Source organism: Roseovarius nubinhibens ISM, assembly GCF_000152625.1.
In the GTDB taxonomy this organism is placed as follows: Bacteria; Pseudomonadota; Alphaproteobacteria; order Rhodobacterales; family Rhodobacteraceae; genus Roseovarius; species Roseovarius nubinhibens.
This window is the reverse complement of record NZ_CH724156.1, coordinates 3,113,652-3,129,955: the sequence shown is the minus strand read 5'-3', so window position 1 is coordinate 3,129,955 and position 16,304 is coordinate 3,113,652. Positions and strand designations below refer to the sequence as shown.

15 protein-coding genes and 1 tRNA gene are annotated in these 16,304 nt (G+C 64.7%); 8 read left to right on the top strand and 8 right to left on the bottom strand.

Annotated elements, in window-relative coordinates:
• Positions 1 to 48 precede the first annotated feature (48 nt).
• A complete protein-coding gene (locus tag ISM_RS14995) occupies positions 49 to 1,425 on the top strand; it encodes a M20/M25/M40 family metallo-hydrolase (protein ID WP_009815042.1) in 1,377 nt (458 codons plus the stop codon).
• A gap of 18 nt (positions 1,426 to 1,443) precedes the next feature.
• On the opposite strand, the gene ISM_RS14990 is transcribed toward ISM_RS14995, so the two are convergent.
• Positions 1,444 to 2,124, bottom strand: a complete 681-nt coding sequence (locus tag ISM_RS14990) for an aspartate/glutamate racemase family protein (RefSeq protein ID WP_009815041.1) — start codon at positions 2,122 to 2,124, stop codon at positions 1,444 to 1,446.
• 198 nt (positions 2,125 to 2,322) lie between these two features.
• On the opposite strand from ISM_RS14990, the gene ISM_RS14985 reads away from it, so the two are divergent.
• The 3 genes from ISM_RS14985 (at position 2,323) to ISM_RS14975 (ending at position 5,230) form a co-directional block, all read left to right on the top strand.
• The gene (locus ISM_RS14985; protein ID WP_009815040.1) at positions 2,323 to 3,294 is read left to right on the top strand and encodes a TRAP transporter substrate-binding protein; all 972 of its coding nucleotides are present in this window, start codon (positions 2,323 to 2,325) and stop codon (positions 3,292 to 3,294) included.
• A gap of 113 nt (positions 3,295 to 3,407) precedes the next feature.
• On the top strand, positions 3,408 to 3,935 hold the full coding sequence (locus ISM_RS17820) for a TRAP transporter small permease subunit (RefSeq protein ID WP_009815039.1): 528 nt from the start codon (positions 3,408 to 3,410) through the stop codon (positions 3,933 to 3,935).
• Positions 3,932 to 5,230, top strand: coding sequence for a TRAP transporter large permease (locus tag ISM_RS14975; protein ID WP_009815038.1), 1,299 nt, complete (start codon positions 3,932 to 3,934; stop codon positions 5,228 to 5,230). Before ISM_RS17820 ends, ISM_RS14975 begins: the two co-directional genes overlap by 4 nt.
• Before the next feature lie 68 nt (positions 5,231 to 5,298).
• On the opposite strand, the gene ISM_RS14970 is transcribed toward ISM_RS14975, so the two are convergent.
• From ISM_RS14970 to ISM_RS14955, 4 genes are all read right to left on the bottom strand, one after another.
• Positions 5,299 to 5,374: transfer RNA gene (locus tag ISM_RS14970), tRNA-Val, on the bottom strand.
• 74 nt (positions 5,375 to 5,448) lie between these two features.
• On the bottom strand, positions 5,449 to 6,027 hold the full coding sequence (locus tag ISM_RS14965; RefSeq protein ID WP_009815037.1) for a histidine phosphatase family protein: 579 nt from the start codon (positions 6,025 to 6,027) through the stop codon (positions 5,449 to 5,451).
• Positions 6,028 to 6,744 (bottom strand): RlmE family RNA methyltransferase, encoded by a 717-nt coding sequence (locus tag ISM_RS14960; protein ID WP_040618600.1) that lies wholly within the window; start codon positions 6,742 to 6,744, stop codon positions 6,028 to 6,030. It lies immediately after the preceding gene.
• Entirely contained in the window at positions 6,744 to 7,856 is a 1,113-nt protein-coding gene (locus tag ISM_RS14955) for a Ppx/GppA phosphatase family protein (protein WP_040618122.1), read from the bottom strand. Before ISM_RS14955 ends, ISM_RS14960 begins: the two co-directional genes overlap by 1 nt.
• A gap of 238 nt (positions 7,857 to 8,094) precedes the next feature.
• Between ISM_RS14955 and ISM_RS14950 the strand changes: the two genes are divergently transcribed.
• Genes ISM_RS14950 through ISM_RS14940 form a run of 3 tightly spaced genes read left to right on the top strand, consistent with a single transcriptional unit; the run spans position 8,095 to position 10,419 of the window.
• Complete coding sequence (locus tag ISM_RS14950; protein WP_009815034.1) at positions 8,095 to 8,391, top strand: virulence factor; 297 nt, start codon at positions 8,095 to 8,097, stop codon at positions 8,389 to 8,391.
• 26 nt (positions 8,392 to 8,417) lie between these two features.
• Positions 8,418 to 9,347 carry a methylenetetrahydrofolate reductase gene (locus tag ISM_RS14945; RefSeq protein WP_040618599.1) on the top strand — a complete coding sequence of 310 codons (930 nt, stop codon included), beginning with the start codon at positions 8,418 to 8,420 and terminating at the stop codon, positions 9,345 to 9,347.
• Between the two features lie 10 nt (positions 9,348 to 9,357).
• On the top strand, positions 9,358 to 10,419 hold the full coding sequence (locus tag ISM_RS14940; protein ID WP_009815032.1) for a methyltetrahydrofolate cobalamin methyltransferase: 1,062 nt from the start codon (positions 9,358 to 9,360) through the stop codon (positions 10,417 to 10,419).
• Between the two features lie 119 nt (positions 10,420 to 10,538).
• Here the strand turns inward: ISM_RS14940 and hisI are convergent, their stop codons facing one another.
• Positions 10,539 to 10,901: a phosphoribosyl-AMP cyclohydrolase gene (hisI, locus tag ISM_RS14935; protein WP_009815031.1), complete on the bottom strand. Its 363-nt coding sequence runs from the start codon at positions 10,899 to 10,901 to the stop codon at positions 10,539 to 10,541.
• Between the two features lie 64 nt (positions 10,902 to 10,965).
• Here hisI and ISM_RS14930 point away from each other — a divergent pair, with 64 nt between their 5' ends.
• Positions 10,966 to 11,421 carry an iron-sulfur cluster assembly scaffold protein gene (locus tag ISM_RS14930; RefSeq protein ID WP_009815030.1) on the top strand — a complete coding sequence of 152 codons (456 nt, stop codon included), beginning with the start codon at positions 10,966 to 10,968 and terminating at the stop codon, positions 11,419 to 11,421.
• 488 nt (positions 11,422 to 11,909) lie between these two features.
• On the opposite strand, the gene recG is transcribed toward ISM_RS14930, so the two are convergent.
• Positions 11,910 to 14,000 (bottom strand): ATP-dependent DNA helicase RecG, encoded by a 2,091-nt coding sequence (recG, locus tag ISM_RS14925; RefSeq protein WP_009815028.1) that lies wholly within the window; start codon positions 13,998 to 14,000, stop codon positions 11,910 to 11,912.
• A complete protein-coding gene (ligA, locus tag ISM_RS14920) occupies positions 13,997 to 16,243 on the bottom strand; it encodes an NAD-dependent DNA ligase LigA (protein ID WP_009815027.1) in 2,247 nt (748 codons plus the stop codon). Before ligA ends, recG begins: the two co-directional genes overlap by 4 nt.
• Positions 16,244 to 16,304 lie beyond the last annotated feature (61 nt).

Sequence of the window (16,304 nt, the reverse complement as noted above, 5' to 3'; positions counted from 1 at the left end):
CGATGCTGTTACCTTCCGCGCGAAACCGGACAAAGAAGGAGTGTTCCCATGGCCCTCGAGCCCGTCCTGTCACATATCGACGACGCCCTGCCCGCCGCGCTGGACCGGCTGAAAGAGGTGCTGCGCATTCAATCCATCTCGACCGATCCGGCCTATAAGGCGAATTGCGACGCCGCCGCAGATTGGCTGGTGGCCGATCTCAAATCCTTTGGCGTCGAGGCCGAAAAACGCCCCACGCCGGGTCATCCGATGGTCGTGGGCCATATCGACGGGCCGGGGCCGCATCTTCTGTTTTACGGGCATTACGACGTGCAGCCGGTCGATCCGCTCGAGCTGTGGAACAGCGATCCCTTCGATCCGCAGATCGAGGACACCAATCAAGGCCCGGTGATCCGGGGCCGCGGGGCGTCGGATGACAAGGGCCAGCTCATGACCTTTGTCGAGGCCTGCCGCGCCTATAAATCGGTGCACGGGTCCCTGCCCTGCAAGATCACCTTCTTCTTTGAAGGCGAAGAGGAAAGCGGCTCGCCCTCGCTCATCCCTTTCATGAAGGAGAACGCGGCCGAGCTATCGGCCGATCTCGCACTGATCTGCGACACCTCCATGGTCGCGCCGGGCGTCCCCTCCATCGCGTCGCAGCTGCGCGGCATGCTCAAGGATGAGTTCACCATTCACGGCCCGCGCATTGACCTCCATTCGGGCCATTACGGCGGCCCCGGCCTCAACCCTCTCAAAGTGCTGGGTCAGGTCATCGCGTCGTTCCATGACGACACCGGCCGCGTCGCGGTCGAGGGCTTTTACGACGGCGTCCAAGAGGTCCCGGACGAAATCCTGCGGCAATGGGAAAACTGCGGTTTTGACGAGGCGGCCTATCTCAATTCCGTGGGCTACACCCGGCCCCATGGCGAAGAAGGCTATTCGACACTGGTGCAGCAATGGGCCCGCCCGACGCTCGAGATCAACGGCATCTGGGGCGGCTATCAGGGCGCAGGCTCTAAAACCGTGATCCCCGCCGAGGCACATTGCAAGCTCACCTGCCGTCTCGTCGGCGACATGGAGCCCGAGGCGCTGCGCCGCAATCTGCGCGCCCATGTCGAGGCACAATTGCCGGTCGATGCCCGGGTCGTCTGGAACAATGATCTCGACGGCTCCAAAGCGGCGGTGATGAATATCGCGCGGCCCGAGTTCGAAAAGGCACGCGGCGCGCTGTCGGAGGAATGGAACCGCGAGGCGGTGTTCAGCGGCATGGGCGGCTCGATCCCCATCGCGGGCTTCTTCAAGGACATCCTCGGGCTCGACGCGATGCTCATCGGCTTTGCCCAGGAAGATGACGCTATCCATAGCCCGAACGAGAAATACAATGTCGAGAGCTTCCACAAGGGCATGCGCAGCTGGGCCCGCGTTCTCGACGCCTTGTCGAAATAACGACGATGGGCGCAGGGGCTATTGCCCTTGCGCCCGCATCAACAGCGCCGCCGCATCGAGCATGTGAAACACCGGCCGGCCGGTGGCCCGGGCAATGGCCCGCGCATAGGGCGGCAAATTTCCACATTCCAACAATATAGCCCCTATATCGGGCGATTCCCGCAAGGCTTCTTGTGATTTCTCAACCAGTGCCTGTTCGAGGCACTCTCGATCCAGCCGTGTCGCCTGCGCCGCCTGCGGGGCCAGAAAACTCTCGGCAAAGCTGGGAATATCCTCGCATCCCATCACCACCACCCGCGCAGGATCGATGCCCGCCGCCGCCATGGCGCGAGGGCCAAGTGCGGCGCGCGAGGCGGTGAGGATCGCCACCCGGCCTTTGCCGCTCGTCGCCACCAGCGGATAGAGCGACAGCGCCGACAGCATCACCGGCACGTTCACAGCAGCGGCAATCTCGTCCTGCACGCTCACCAAAAACCCACAGGTGGAAATGATCGCCCGCACGCCCTCTGCCTCGAGCGCCTGCGCCGCCGCAATGAACCGCGCCACCAGCGCCGCGTCAGGTGCGCCATCGCGCACGATGAGCGGGCTGTCGGCCCCCTCCACCACATGGATGCGCACCGGAAAGGGATAGCTCGCGGCATTGCCCGTATCGCCGACGATCCGCTCGAATCGCGTGTCGAGCGCCAGAATTCCCAGCATTTCCGCCTCATCCCTCTCTTGCCCCAGAGGGCATTTGCCATTCCGCGATAACCGGCTAATCTGGTGCCTGTGCCCGGGGCGGGACCGGGTCGGATCGCCCGACCGCGCAACCCGCCCCCGGCAAATGTCTCTACGGCTCTCCCGCCGAAACGGCCGGGATCGCCGCCAAGGATGTCATGTGTAACAGGGAAAATCATCATGAAAATCACCACCGGCCTTTCCGCCCTCGCCGTCTCGCTGAGCTTTGCCGCCAGCGCGGCCCAAGCCGAGAAATGGGACATGGCGCTGGCCTATTCGGCGACCAATTACCATTCCGAGATCGCGGCCGAGTTTGCCGCCGAGGTCACCGCCAATTCCGAGCTCGAGATCGTCACCCATCCCGGCGGCTCGCTCTTCGGCGGCTCGGAAATCTTTGGCGCGGTGCGCAAGGGGCTGGCCCCGATCGGCGAACGGCTGATTTCGGCGCTGGGCAATGACGACCCGCTCTATGAGGTCGACAGCATCCCCTTCCTCGCCTCGAGCTTTGCCGATGCGCGCAAGCTCTATGATGCGTCGAAACCCAGCCTCGTTGAAACACTGGAAGAGGCGCGGCTGCATTTCCTCTATTCCTGCCCCTGGCCGCCGCAGGGCTTTTACACCGCTGAAGAGGCCACCGGCCTCGATGCGCTCTCGGGTCTGAAGTTCCGCGCTTATAACGCCACCACCTCGAAAATGGCCGAGGGGCTCGGCATGGTCCCGACCAAGATCGAAGCCGCCGAGCTGGCCCAGGCCTTTGCCACCGGCGTCGCGCAATCGATGATTTCCTCGGGCAGCACCGGCTATGACCGCAAGCTCTGGGAACATGTGGGCTTTTACTATGACGTGAAGGCCTGGCTGCCGCGCAACATGGTGATCGTCAATGGCAAGGCGTGGAACGGTCTCGACGACGCCACCAAAGAGACGGTGACCAAGGCCGCCGCGACTGCCGAGGAAAAATGCTGGTCCAAGGCCGAAGAGCTCGACGCTTGGTATGTCTCGCAATTCACCGAGAACGGCATGAAAGTGGGCACCCTGCCCGCCGAGATCCAAGAGGCCTTTGAAAAGGTCGGGGCAGAGCTCCGTGCCGATTGGGAAGAGCGCGCCGGCGACAAGGGCCGTGCCGTGCTCGAAGCCTATGAAGGCATGAAGTAAGCAGACCAATTCGGGCGGTCCCTTCCGGGGCCGTCCGGCTGTCGTATGAGTGACGTCTGGTTCGACCAGAAGAATACGCCGAGAAACGGCGATGGGGATGACGGGGGGGCCAAATGCGCAGAATATCTGCACTTTTCGATCATATCTACAGGTTCGGGGCCTATGTCGCGGGCGCGGCGCTCGTGCTGCTCTGCGCGCTCGTGCTCTATAGTATCGTGGCGCGCATGTTCGGCCTCTATTCCGGCGGCGCGAGCGATGTGGCGGGCTATGTCATGGCCACCGCGACTTTTCTCGCCCTCGCCCATACCTTTCGCAGCGATGGCCACATCCGGGTGCAGCTTCTCATTCAGCGCGCCATCGGGGCCACCCGCCGCGGGCTCGAAATTCTCTGCCTCGCGATCATGACCGGGCTGGCGTTCTTCCTCGCCTGGTATATGGCACGGCTCGCCTATGACAGCTACGATTTCGGCGAACGCAGCGAAGGTGCCGACGCGATCCTCTTGTGGATCCCGCAAACGCCGGTGGCCTTTGGCGCGTGGCTGCTCGCCATCGCGGTCGCGCATACGCTGTTGCAGGCGATATTCGATTACGCCTCGGTTGATCCCGACAAAATGGCCAATGAGGGACCGAACGAGATATGAGCGAAGCGCTATCCATCATCATCTTTCTCAGCACGCTCTTCGTGCTGCTCGGCATCGGTGTCTGGGTCGGCGCGGCGCTTCTGCTGACCGCGATCCTCGGCATGGCGCTCTTTACCTCGGCGCCCATCGGCGACAGCATGGCGGTCACCATCTGGGGCGAACAGAGTTCCTGGACCCTGACCGCCCTGCCCCTTTTCATCTGGATGGGCGAAATCCTCTTCCGATCCAAGCTGAGCGAAACGCTCTTTCGCGGCCTCGCCCCCTTCCTGCGCCGCCTGCCCGGCGGTCTCTTGCATGTGAATGTGGGGGCCTCGGCGGTCTTTGCCGCGATCTCGGGCTCGAGTGCCGCCACCGTCGCCACCGTGGGCAAGATGTCGATCCCCGAACTGCAACAACGCAACTACCCCGAACATATGATCATCGGCACGCTCTCGGGCGCGGGCACGCTCGGTCTTTTGATCCCGCCGTCGATCTCGATGATCATCTTTGGCGTCACCGTCAATGAAAGCATCTCCAAGCTCTTCATGGCGGCGATGATCCCCGGGCTCTGCCTCGCCTTGATGTTCATGATCTATATCGTGATCTGGGCCAAGCTGAACCGCGCGCGCTTTAACCCGGTGGAGGATCTCGACGTCTCGCATCTCGGGCGGCGGGTGCTCGATCTGGCGCCGGTGCTGCTCTTGATCATCGGCGTGATCGGCTCGATCTATTCGGGCATCGCCACCGCGACCGAGGCGGCGGCACTTGGCGTGCTCGGCGCGATCCTTCTGTCGCTGTCGCAACGCAGCATGACATGGCAGAGCTTTACCGACAGCATCATGGGCTCGGTCCGCACCACGGCGATGATCATGTTCATCCTGATGGGCGCGGGGTTTCTGTCGCTCGCCATGGGCTTTACCGGCATCCCCCGGGCCTTGGCCGAAACCATCGAAGGCTGGAAGCTCTCGCCGCTGGCGCTCATCGCGATCCTGACGGTGTTCTACATCATCCTGGGCTGTTTCCTCGACGGGCTGAGCTCGATCGTGCTCACCATGGCGGTGATCGAGCCGATGGTCCGCGCCGCGGGCTTCGATATGCTCTGGTTCGGCGTCTACCTGATGATCGTGGTGGAAATGGCCCAGATCACTCCGCCCATCGGGTTCAACCTCTTCGTGCTCCAAGGCATGACCGGCCGCGACATGGGGTTCATCTCCAAGGCCTCGTTTCCGATGTTTCTGGTGATGTGCGTCTTTGTGGTGATCCTCGTCATGGTCCCCGGCCTCGCCACATGGCTGCCCGAGGTGCTGAGCAAGTGACCCATCGGGCGCTGGCCAAGGCTGGCGCCCGGTTTTGGCTGCGCTCGACTGTTTCGCATGTGAGGAAATGGTGGGTGATGAGAGACTCGAACTCCCGACATCTTCGGTGTAAACGAAGCGCTCTACCAACTGAGCTAATCACCCGCCGTGCCGCGTCATAGCCAAGCGCGCGGAGCGTTGCAAGAGGGCAAAAGGCGCGCGTGATCGAAATCGCGCGGCTAGGCCTTCGCCTCTTCGCGGAGCAGCGTTTCACCGCCCTCTTTGAGCAGATAGGCACAGCCCTGATGATTGCTGAGCCGCGCCATCTCGTCGGGTCCAAGCCCACAGATCAAACCGCGCAACACCTGCCCCAGAATGCCATGCGACACGATCACCGCAGGCGCGCGCAGTTCTGATAGAAATTCCGTGACCCGCGCCGAAAGACCGTCAAAGCCCTCGCCCCCCGGCGCCGCCGCATAGGCCGCGAGCCCGTCCTGCCCGCCGACCACCTCGCTGCGCAGCTGGCCTTCCCAGTCGCCGGTGTCGATCTCAGAGAGCCTTGCATCGGTGGCAAAACCATGCCCTGCCAGCGCGATCCGCGCCGTGGCCTGCGCCCGCCCCTGCGGCGACACAAAGAGCCCGCCGCCCGCGCCCAGCACTTCTGGGATGATCCCTGACATGAGCCGCGCCTGCGCATGGGCCTGCCCGACGCCCCGCGCGGTCAGCGAGGAATCGCGGCGACCCTGAATGCGTTTCTCGAGGTTCCACTCGGTCTCGCCATGGCGCAGGAACCAGATCGGCGGCACGTCCCGCAGCATCTAGCCGCGAAACCCGGTGGCGATGACGAATTTCTCGGAACTGTCAGGCCGTGACGCCGGCGGTTTGACATTGGCCACCTTGGTGAACCGCTGCTTGAGCAGTTTCTGCAAATCGCCTTCCGCCCCACCGGCGAGTACCTTGGAGACAAACGTCCCACCCTCTTCGAGCACGTCAAAGGCGAGATAGGCCGCCGCCTCGCACAGTGCGATGATCCGCAGATGGTCGGTCTGCTTATGGCCGGAACTCGACGCGGCCATGTCGGACATAACCACATCGGCGCGCCCGCCAAGCCATTCCTTGACCTTGTCATCGGCCCCGTCTTCCATGAAATCGAGCACGTGGAATTCGGCCCCCGCCAGCGGCTCGACCTCTTGCAGATCGACGCCGATGAACCGGCCCACCGCCTTGCCCGGCTTTTCGCCCAGCGCGTTGATCCGCGGCACCGCCACCTGCGCCCAGCCGCCCGGCGCACAGCCAAGATCGACCACCCGCGCGCCGTTCACCAGGAAACGGAACTTGTCATCGAGCTCCATGATCTTGAACGCCGCCCGCCCGCGATAGCCTTCGGCCTGCGCGCGTTTCACATAGGGATCGTTGAGCTGCCGCTGCAGCCAGCGGGTCGAGGAATTGCGCCGTCCCCGCGCGGTTTTCACCTTCACCGTAAGGTCGCGCTGCCCGCGTCCCGAGGTGTTCTTGCCGTCCGGCCCCTTCGCCATCATTCGTCCTCATCTCTCAAAACGCCATCGGCGGCCATCTGGGCGTATAACATACCTTCGCGCAGACCGCGATCCGCCACCGACAGCCGATCCGTCGGCCAACAGCGCAACAGCGCCTGCAGGATCGCCGCCCCGGACATGATCAACGCTTGCCGGTCGAGCCCGATCCGGGGGTCGCGCCGCCGCCCCTCAGGCCCAAGCGCCAGATAGCTGCGAATGACCGTATCTATCTCGTTGCTCGTCATGCGCAACCCATCGACGCGGTTGCGGTCATAGCGCCGCAGCCCAAGGTGGCTGGCCGCGACCGTGGTCACCGTGCCGCTGGTGCCGACGATCTGAAAGCCTTCGCGCGCCTGCTCTTCCTTGTAAGGCGCGAATTCCGCAAGGTTTTCCTCGAAGAACCAGCTCATCAGCGCGAACCGCGCCGCGTCATCCTCGACATCCTGGAACTGATCGCGCAGCGTCGCCACGCCGAGCGGCACGCTGATCCAATCCACCACCCGCGCCCGCGGGCCGTCGTCACAGGGCCGGTCGAACCCGGTGCAGAGCTGCATGATCGATTTGATCCGCTCCTGCTCTGGCACCGCCGTCAGGTCGATCCAGACAAGCTCGGTCGAGCCGCCGCCGATATCCACCACCAAGAGCTGATCGGTCTTCGGGCTGACCAGCGGCGCACAGGACACCACCGCCAGCTGCGCCTCTTCCTGCGGCCGGATGATCTCGAGCTTGAGCCCGGTCTCCCGCGCCACCCGGTTGAGGAACTGCTCACCATTCACCGCCCGCCGACAGGCCTCGGTCGCCACCAGCCGCATGTTGCGCACCTTGTGCCGCTTGAGCTTTTGCTGACAGACCCGCAGCGCCTGAATGGTCCGCGCGATCGAGCCGCGCGACAGCCGCCCGGTCTTCTCCAGACCAGAGCCGAGCTGCACGGATTTCGAAAAGCTGTCCACAACTTTGAACTGATTGCCCCTCGGTTCGGCAATCAGCATGCGACAACTGTTCGTTCCCAGGTCCAGCGCCGCATAAAGCGGACGGGATCGGGGCTGTTCGGGCGCGGCGCTCTCGACCGGCTTCGGGAGTGCGCCCGCACCTTTGGGACGCTTGGGCGCCATCACGTCACGCCCTCCATTTCGAGTTACCTTTAACCTAGGTCTTTCCCTGACGCTCCGCAAGCGCCGAGCAGGGCTCATCTTGATGATGAAGATTTCTCCACCGCGCCTCTCTGGCCATTCCCCGCTGGCTGTCGCATGGTCGCCAAAGGTCGCAGCACGAAGCGTTTATGTCGAAAATCGACGTCGCGGACCCTTGGGCGCGGTTTAGACAGGATCAATCGAAAACGGGGAATCAACCATGGCTGATGTGACAATCGTATACTGGCGCGACATTCCCGCGCAGGTCATCGTGGGCAAGGGCCGCCGGGGCGCGAAAAAACCGCTTCCCGAACGGTTCGAACAGGCCATCGACCGCGCGGCCATGAAAGTGGGCGCACAGGACACCGATGCCTATCTGGCCGAGTGGCGCAAGGCCGCGCCGGTCCAGATCGAGGGCGATCCCGCCGAGATTGTCGAAGCCGAGGTTGCCCGGCTCGACGCTGAATATGATCAGGAGCGCATCAAGCAACTGATCGCCAATGATGGCTGGGCTTAATGCCCCGTACACTCTGGGAGGCCGCGATGGCTCTGTTGAATTTCCGCAAACGTGAGAAACCCGCCGACACGCCCGTCAATGGTCAGGTCGAGGCCTTCCTCAAGGATTACTCGATCGAGGTGATGCCGCGCACCGCCGAGAAGGTCGAGGATTTCCGCGCCCTGCTGCCCGAAGGCACCCGCGTCTATATCGCCCATATCGAGGGCACGCCGATCGAGGACATGGTCGCCACCGCCAAACGGATCAACGCCGAAGGCTTTCCGGTGATGCCGCATTTCCCGGCGCGCATCATCAAGGACCGCGCCACGCTCACCGATTGGATCGCCCGCTATCAGGGCGAGGCCGACGTCAAACAGGCGCTTCTGCTGGCCGGTGGCGTGACCAACCCGCATGGCGATTTCGACAGCTCGATGCAGCTTCTGGAAACCGGCGAGTTCGACCGCGCGGGCTTTACCCGGCTGCATGTCGCCGGCCACCCCGAGGGCAACAAGGACATCGATCCCGATGGCTCCTCGACCAATGTCGATGCCGCTCTGCGCTGGAAGACGAAATTCAACGAAACCACCGATGCCGAAATGGCGCTGGCGACACAGTTTGCCTTCGACGCCAAGCCGATCATCGCCTGGGCCGACAGCCTGCGCGAGGCGGGCGTCACCCTGCCCATCCATATCGGCATCGCCGGCCCGGCCAAGCTGCAGACGCTGATCAAGTTTGCCATCGCCTGCGGTGTCGGCCCGTCGCTCAAGGTTCTGCAGAAACGCGCCATGGACGTGTCCAAGCTGCTGCTGCCCTACGAGCCCACCGATGTCATCGCCGAGCTGGCCGCCCACAAGGCCGCCAACCCGGATTTCAACATCACCAACGTGCATTTCTTCCCGCTGGGCGGGATCAAGACCAATGCCACATGGGCCATCGAAAACGGTGGCGCGTCCACCCAGCCCGTCAACCCCGCCTAAAGGAAGTTACATGACCCGCACTGTCGTCGAGAGCAAAACCAAAACCGCCATCATCGGCTTTGATCAGCCGTTCTGCGTGATTGGTGAACGCATCAACCCCACCGGGCGCAAAAAGCTCGCAGCCGAACTTGAGGCCGGCGATTTTTCGACCGTCGAAGCCGATGCCATCGCCCAGGTCGAGGCCGGCGCCACGGTGCTCGATATCAACGCGGGCGTGGTCTATAACTCGAACCCCAACCCGAACGAGACCGAACCGCCGCTGATGACCAAGATCGTCGAGCTGGTGCAAGGCCTCGTCGACGTGCCGCTCTGTATCGACAGCTCGGTCCCCGCCGCGCTCGAGGCCGGTCTGCAGGCCTGCGAAGGCCGTCCGCTGCTGAACTCGGTCACCGGCGAAGAGGACCGGCTCGAGTTCGTGCTGCCGCTGGTCAAGAAATACAACGTGCCGGTGGTGGCCATCTCCAACGACGACACCGGCATTTCCGAGGATCCCGAGGTCCGCTTCGCCGTGGCCAAGAAGATCGTCGAACGCGCCGCCGATTTCGGCATCCCGGCGCATGACATCGTGGTCGACCCGCTGGTCATGCCGATCGGCGCCATGGGCACCGCCGGTCAGCAGGTCTTCACCCTGGTCCGCAAACTGCGCGAAGAGCTGGGCGTCAACACCACCTGCGGCGCGTCGAACATCTCCTTCGGCCTGCCCAACCGTCACGGCATCAACAACGCCTTCCTGCCGATGGCCATGGGCGCGGGCATGACCTCCGCGATCATGAACCCGGTGGCGCTGCCGGTGAAAATGGCCGAGATCGAAGCCAAAAAGCTCGAAGTCGCCGCCGCCGGTCTGGTGCTGCCCGAGGATATGGATGACGAAACCTTCTGTCAGCTCTTCGGCCTCGGCTCGACCAAGCCGCGCGCCGGCAAGGAGATGGAGGCGATCCTCGCCGCCAACTTCCTGACCAACAACGACCCGCATGGCGGCAATTGGATCAAGTTCAACAAGGCCCCGCCGAAAGCCGGCGAAGAAGGCCGCGGCCGCGCCGGCCGCACCGGTGGCCGCCGCCGCCGCGCCTGATCGAACCCCGCAAAACCAAAGCAAAACCCCGCCGCATGGCGGGGTTTTCGCATCTTCTGGCGGGAAATATCCCGGGGTGAATTGGCCCTTGGGCCAAGAGGGGCCGCGCCCCTCCCCCGTCACTCCGCCATCGGCGCCATGATCTCGACCTCTTCCCCGTCGCGCAGCGCCGTGTAGAAACAGCTGCGGCGGTTGGTGTGACAGGCAGGCCCGGTCTGCCGGATCAGCACCAAAAGGCAATCGCGGTCGCAATCGACGCGCATCTCCACCAGCTCCTGCACATGGCCGCTGGTTTCGCCCTTGATCCAGAAGCTCTGGCGCGACCGGCTCCAATAGGTCACCCGCCCGGTCTCGAGCGTGCGCGCCACCGCCTCCGACGACATCCAGGCCATCATCAAAATCTCGCCGGTCTCGGCATCTTGGGCAATGGCGGGGATGAGCCCGGCGGCATCATAGCGCAGGGTTGCGGGATCGAATGTCATGCGGGGCCCTTTCCTTGTCCGGCGTGCAGGTCTATCTAAGAGACAGCGACACAAAGGAAAAGCCATGAGCGGCGAAACCGATCTGATCAAGCTTTATTCAGCCCGAATTCTCGCGCTCGCCGCCGATATGCCTCGGGTGGGCCGGCTCGACGCGCCCTCGGCCAGCGTCAAGAAACGCGCGCCGCTCTGTGGCTCGACCGTGACCGTGGACATCAACACCGATGATCAGGGCCGGATCACCGATTATGCCCAGGACGTCAAAGCCTGCGCTCTGGGCCAGGCCGCGGCCAGCATCGTCGGCGCCAATATCATCGGGCTGACCCGGGCCGAGGTGACCCAGGCCCGCGACGCGCTGCGGCACATGCTCAAGGACGGCGGCCCGGTGCCGCCCGCGCCCTTCGACGGGCTCGAAGTGCTGCAACCCGCCCGCGACTATAAAAACCGCCACGCCTCGATCCTGCTGACCCTCGACGCCTCAGTCGAGGCGCTCGACGAGCTCGCAAAGCAAAGCTGCGCCTAAATCCCCCCGCCCATAAAAAAGCCGCCGCACATGCTGGGCATGGCGGCGGTCAGGAATTGCGGCTTCCGTCGGGATCCGGGGCGCATATCTGAGGCCGGGGAAACAGGCAGAGAAACCCGGGCAATCGCGTCCAATGGGACAGATATGGATCGCGCGGCATCATCGCTTGGGGACAGGTGATGCGTCTTGCGCGCCGGTACGGAAGGGTCGCAGGCAGAACTCAGAACAATCCGGGCAGGTAGAGACCTCCGATCAGCAAGACCATCAAGGCAGCGCCGCCAATGGCATCGCTCAAAAGCGTGTCACAGCGGCTGGCGGTGGTGGTGATCTGGCGAAGCATCGTAACCTCCCTTGATTGCGTGTTGCTTATTTGTTCTCATTTTTTCCGGAACCTGTAAAGAACTTTTTAAGAACATTTGAGAACACTTAGGAACAAATATCCCCAAGTGCTTGATTTTATAGGGTAAGAAATTGGAACAAAACGCGGCTCAGCCGACCTTGATCAGCCCGATCGCCTGATCCTGTTCCATCAGCCAGAGCAGAACACGCGCCGCGCGCCCGCGCTCGCCGGTGAGGTCGGGATCATCATGCAAGAGCTTGCGCGCATCCGATTGCGCCACCGCCATCAACCCCGCCTGATGCTCGAGATCGGCCACCCGGAACCGCGGCAGCCCCGATTGCGCCGTGCCGATCACATCGCCCGCGCCCCGCATCTCGAGATCGACCTCCGCGATGCGAAACCCATCCTCGGTCTCGCGCATCGTGGTCAGGCGCTTTTCCCCGGTCTCGCTGAGCGGCGCTTGATAGAGCAGCAAACAGGTGCTCTCAGCCTCGCCGCGCCCCACCCGGCCGCGCAGCTGATGCAGCTGCGCCAGCCCGAAATACTCGGCCCGCTCAATCACCATGATCGAGGCATTGGGCACATCGACCCCCACTTCGATCACCGTGGTCGCCACCAGAACCGCCGTCTCGCCCGCCTGAAACGCCGCCATGGCCGCGTCTTTTTCCTCGGGCGGCATCTGACCATGGACAAGCCCCACATGCCCCTCACCGAGCACCGCCCGCAGCGCCTTGAACCGCTCATCGGCGCTCGACAGATCCACCGCCTCGCTTTCCTCGACAAGCGGACAGACCCAATAGGCCTGCCGCCCCTCGGCAATGGCGCGGCGCAGATGTGCAACCACCTCTTCCATTCGCGCCATATTCACCAGCGCCGTCTTGATCGGTTTGCGCCCCGGCGGTTTCTCGTCGAGGATGCTCACATCCATATCGCCATACTGCGCCAGCGCCAGGCTGCGCGGAATGGGCGTCGCGGTCATCACCAGCACATCGGCGAGCACCCCCTTGCGCCCCAGCTCAAGCCGCTGGCGCACGCCAAACCGATGCTGCTCATCGACCACCGCAAGCCGCAGATCGGCAAATTGCACATCCGCCTGAAACACCGCATGGGTGCCCACCAGAATACCAATCTCACCCGCCGCCAGAGCGCGCAGCTTCTCGCCCCGCGCCGCGCCCTTGTCGCGCCCGGTGAGGATCTCGATCCGCACCCCCGCCGCCTCGGCCAGAGGCGCCAGCCCCGCCAGATGCTGCCGCGCGAGGATCTCGGTCGGGGCCATCATCACCCCCTGCCCGCCCGCCTCCACGGCAATGAGCAGCGCCAACATCGCGACAAGCGTCTTGCCCGCGCCCACATCGCCCTGCAACAGCCGGTTCATCCGCTCGGGCCGCGCCATGTCGCCCGCGATATCCGTCACCGCCCGGGTCTGGGCATTGGTCGGCCGATAGGGCAGCGCACCCAGGACCTTGTCGCGCAGATGCCCGTCACCGAGGCTCTCGCGCCCCTTGGCCGCCCGCCGCTTGGCCCGCGCCAGCGCCAGCGTCAGTTGATGCGCCAGAAACTCGTCATAGGCGAGCCGTTCGCGCGCCGGGTGGCTCGGCGCGAGGCCGCCGCGATCCTGCGGCCCATGGGCGTCGATCACCGCATCATTCCAATCGGGCCAGCCCGCCTTGGCCTTCTGCCCCGGATCGATCCATTCCTCAAGCGCCGTCACCCGCGTCAGCGCCCCCGCCACCGCCTTGGCCATCACCCGCTGGCTGATGCCATGGGTGAGCGGGTAGACCGGCTCGAAATCGGGGATCTCGCCGGTCTCTTCCACCGGCAGCATATGATCGGGATGCACCATCTGGGCGATCCCGTCGAAAAGCTCGACCCGCCCCGACACGACCCGCCGCGCGCCCTCTGGCAAGAGACGCCGCAGATATTCATCGCGCGCGTGAAAGAACACGAGCTGAAAGCTCGTCTCGCTGTCCTCCACCGTCACCCGATACGGCCCGCCGCGCCGCTGCGGCGCGCGGTGGGGGCCCACTTCGACCTCGACCGTGACCACACCGGGCAGCTCCGCCCCCCGGATCGTGTCGCGCCGCCGCCGATCGATTCCCGAATGCGGCAAGGTAAAGATGAGATCGCGCGGCCGGCTCACCCCCAGCCCCTCAAAGGCCTGCGCCAGTTTCGGGCCGACGCCGGGCAGCGTCTCGACCCCGGCAAAGAGCGGAAAGAGGATTTCCGGCCGCCCGCTCATGCGTCGCCGATCAACGCGAGCCAGCCATCCTCGTCCAGCGTCTCGATGCCGAGCTCGGCCGCCTTGGTGGCCTTGGATCCGGCCCCCGGCCCGGCCACCAGAATGTCGGTCTTGGCCGAAACCGATCCCGACACTTTCGCGCCAAGGCTCTCGGCCCGCGCCTTGGCCTCGGCCCGCGTCATCTTTTCGAGACTGCCGGTGAACACCACCGTCTTGCCCGCCACGGGGCTGTCGGCGGCGGGCGCATCGGGCGCCACGATGTCGAGCCCGGCCACCAGCGTGTCAATCGCCGCGCGCTCCTGGTCATTGGCAAAGGCATCCGAGAGCGACAGGCCCAGCACCGCGCCGATCCCGTCCACCGCGATGAGATCGGCCCAGGCCGCCGCCGCCTCTGCCGGCACGTCGCAATCCGCCACCGCCGCCGCGCGGGTCTCGGACACCCGCGCCCGCCGCCCCTCGGCCCCGGCCGCCTGCCGTTCGGCCTCTTCCGCCTCATCCGCCGCGCGATGGGCCCGCGCCGCCGGGCGCGCCAGGTCGATCGCCTCGGCCATCGCCTGCCAGTCGCGGTAATGCAGCGCCAGATCGCGCGCCGCGACCTCCCCGGCATGGCGAATGCCCAGCGCAAAGATCAGCTTGGCCAGCGGGATACGTCGCTTTTCCTCGATCGCCGCAAAGAGATTATTGGCGCTTTTCTCGCCCCAGCCCTCGCGGTTCTTGAGCTGCTGCAGCCCCGCGCCATAGCGCTCCTGCAGCGTGAAAATATCCGCCGGGGCCTTGATCCAGCCATCCCGGTAGAATTGCTCCACCTGTTTTGCGCCCAGCCCCTCGATGTCAAAGGCGGCGCGGCTGACGAAATGCTTGAGCTTTTCCACCGCCTGCGCCGGACAGATCAGCCCGCCGCTACAGCGCCGCACCGCATCGCCCTCTTCACGAATGGCCTCCGATCCGCATTCCGGGCAGCGCGTCGGAAAGTCAAATCGCTCCGCCCCCTCGGGCCGCTTGGCGAGGTCCACATCGGCGATCTTCGGGATCACATCGCCCGCGCGATAGACCTGCACCCAATCGCCCACGCGAATATCCTTGCCGCCGCGGATCTCGCCGCCCTTGGCATCGCGCCCGGCGATATAATCCTCATTATGCAGCGTCGCGTTGCTCACCACCACGCCGCCCACGGTCACCGGCGCCAGCCGCGCCACCGGGCTGAGCGCCCCGGTCCGGCCCACCTGAATGTCGATCCCCTCGAGCCGCGTCCAGGCCAGCTCGGCGGGAAATTTATGCGCAATCGCCCAGCGCGGCGTGGTCGAACGAAACCCGAGCCGCGCCTGCAACGCCAGATCATCCACCTTGTAAACCACCCCGTCGATGTCATAGCCGAGCGTCGCGCGCCCCTGCTCGATCTCGCGGTAATGGGCGATCATCTCACCCACGCTCTCACAGCGCCGGGTCAGCGGATTGACCGGAAAGCCCAGCGCCCCGAGCCGCGCAATCGCGCCCATCTGCGTCTCGGCCAGCGGCGCCGACAGCGCGCCCCAGGCATAGGCAAAGAATTTCAGCGGCCGCGCGGCAGTGACACCCGGGTCAAGCTGGCGCAGCGATCCGGCGGCGGCATTGCGCGGATTGGCAAAGGGTTTCGCCCCCGCCGCCTCTTGCCGCGCGTTGAGCGCCTCGAAATCTGCATGGCTCATATAGACCTCGCCGCGCACCTCGAGAACCTCCGGCGCGCCCGAAATCTCCTGCGGGATGTCTTCCACGGTGCGGGCATTGGCGGTCACATTTTCGCCCACCGCGCCATCGCCCCTTGTCGCCGCCTGCACCAGCTTGCCCTGCTCATAGCGCAGCGACAGCGACAGACCGTCGATCTTGGGCTCCGCCGTATAGGCCAGCGCCGCCCCAGACCCGAGGCCGAGATATTTGCGGATACGTTCGTCGAAATCCGCCACATCCCCATCGGCAAAGGCATTGCCGAGGCTGAGCATCCTGATCTCATGCGCGACCTTACCAAACCCCTCCGACGGCGCCGCGCCCACCTGCTCGCTCGGGCTGTCGTCGCGCTTCAGCTCTGGGAATCGCGCCTCGATCTCGGCATTGCGCTGTTTGAGCGCGTCATATTCCGCATCGGATATCTCGGGCGCATCCGCCCCGTGATAGGCCGCATTGGCACGCTGCAGCAGATCGGCCAGCCGGGCCAGCTCGGCCCGCGCCGCGTCTTCGGTGAGCCTCTCAACCGCTGTCGTCTCCGCCATGATACCCCTCGCGCCGGTGGACCGCGCCACAGGCGGGTCTTGCTCCGCCTCAAGGGATAGA

Coding starts and splice junctions, on each gene's coding strand:
- ISM_RS14995 (WP_009815042.1), top strand. CDS start 49: ATGGCCCTCGAGCCCGTCCTGTCACATATCGACGACGCCCTGCCCGCC.
- ISM_RS17820 (WP_009815039.1), top strand. CDS start 3,408: ATGCGCAGAATATCTGCACTTTTCGATCATATCTACAGGTTCGGGGCC.
- ISM_RS14930 (WP_009815030.1), top strand. CDS start 10,966: ATGAGCGGCGAAACCGATCTGATCAAGCTTTATTCAGCCCGAATTCTC.
- ISM_RS14960 (WP_040618600.1), bottom strand. CDS start 6,744: ATGGCGAAGGGGCCGGACGGCAAGAACACCTCGGGACGCGGGCAGCGC.
- ISM_RS14965 (WP_009815037.1), bottom strand. CDS start 6,027: ATGCTGCGGGACGTGCCGCCGATCTGGTTCCTGCGCCATGGCGAGACC.
- ISM_RS14990 (WP_009815041.1), bottom strand. CDS start 2,124: ATGCTGGGAATTCTGGCGCTCGACACGCGATTCGAGCGGATCGTCGGC.
- ligA (WP_009815027.1), bottom strand. CDS start 16,243: ATGGCGGAGACGACAGCGGTTGAGAGGCTCACCGAAGACGCGGCGCGG.
- ISM_RS14940 (WP_009815032.1), top strand. CDS start 9,358: ATGACCCGCACTGTCGTCGAGAGCAAAACCAAAACCGCCATCATCGGC.
- ISM_RS14950 (WP_009815034.1), top strand. CDS start 8,095: ATGGCTGATGTGACAATCGTATACTGGCGCGACATTCCCGCGCAGGTC.
- ISM_RS14945 (WP_040618599.1), top strand. CDS start 8,418: ATGGCTCTGTTGAATTTCCGCAAACGTGAGAAACCCGCCGACACGCCC.
- ISM_RS14985 (WP_009815040.1), top strand. CDS start 2,323: ATGAAAATCACCACCGGCCTTTCCGCCCTCGCCGTCTCGCTGAGCTTT.
- ISM_RS14955 (WP_040618122.1), bottom strand. CDS start 7,856: ATGGCGCCCAAGCGTCCCAAAGGTGCGGGCGCACTCCCGAAGCCGGTC.
- hisI (WP_009815031.1), bottom strand. CDS start 10,901: ATGACATTCGATCCCGCAACCCTGCGCTATGATGCCGCCGGGCTCATC.
- recG (WP_009815028.1), bottom strand. CDS start 14,000: ATGAGCGGGCGGCCGGAAATCCTCTTTCCGCTCTTTGCCGGGGTCGAG.
- ISM_RS14975 (WP_009815038.1), top strand. CDS start 3,932: ATGAGCGAAGCGCTATCCATCATCATCTTTCTCAGCACGCTCTTCGTG.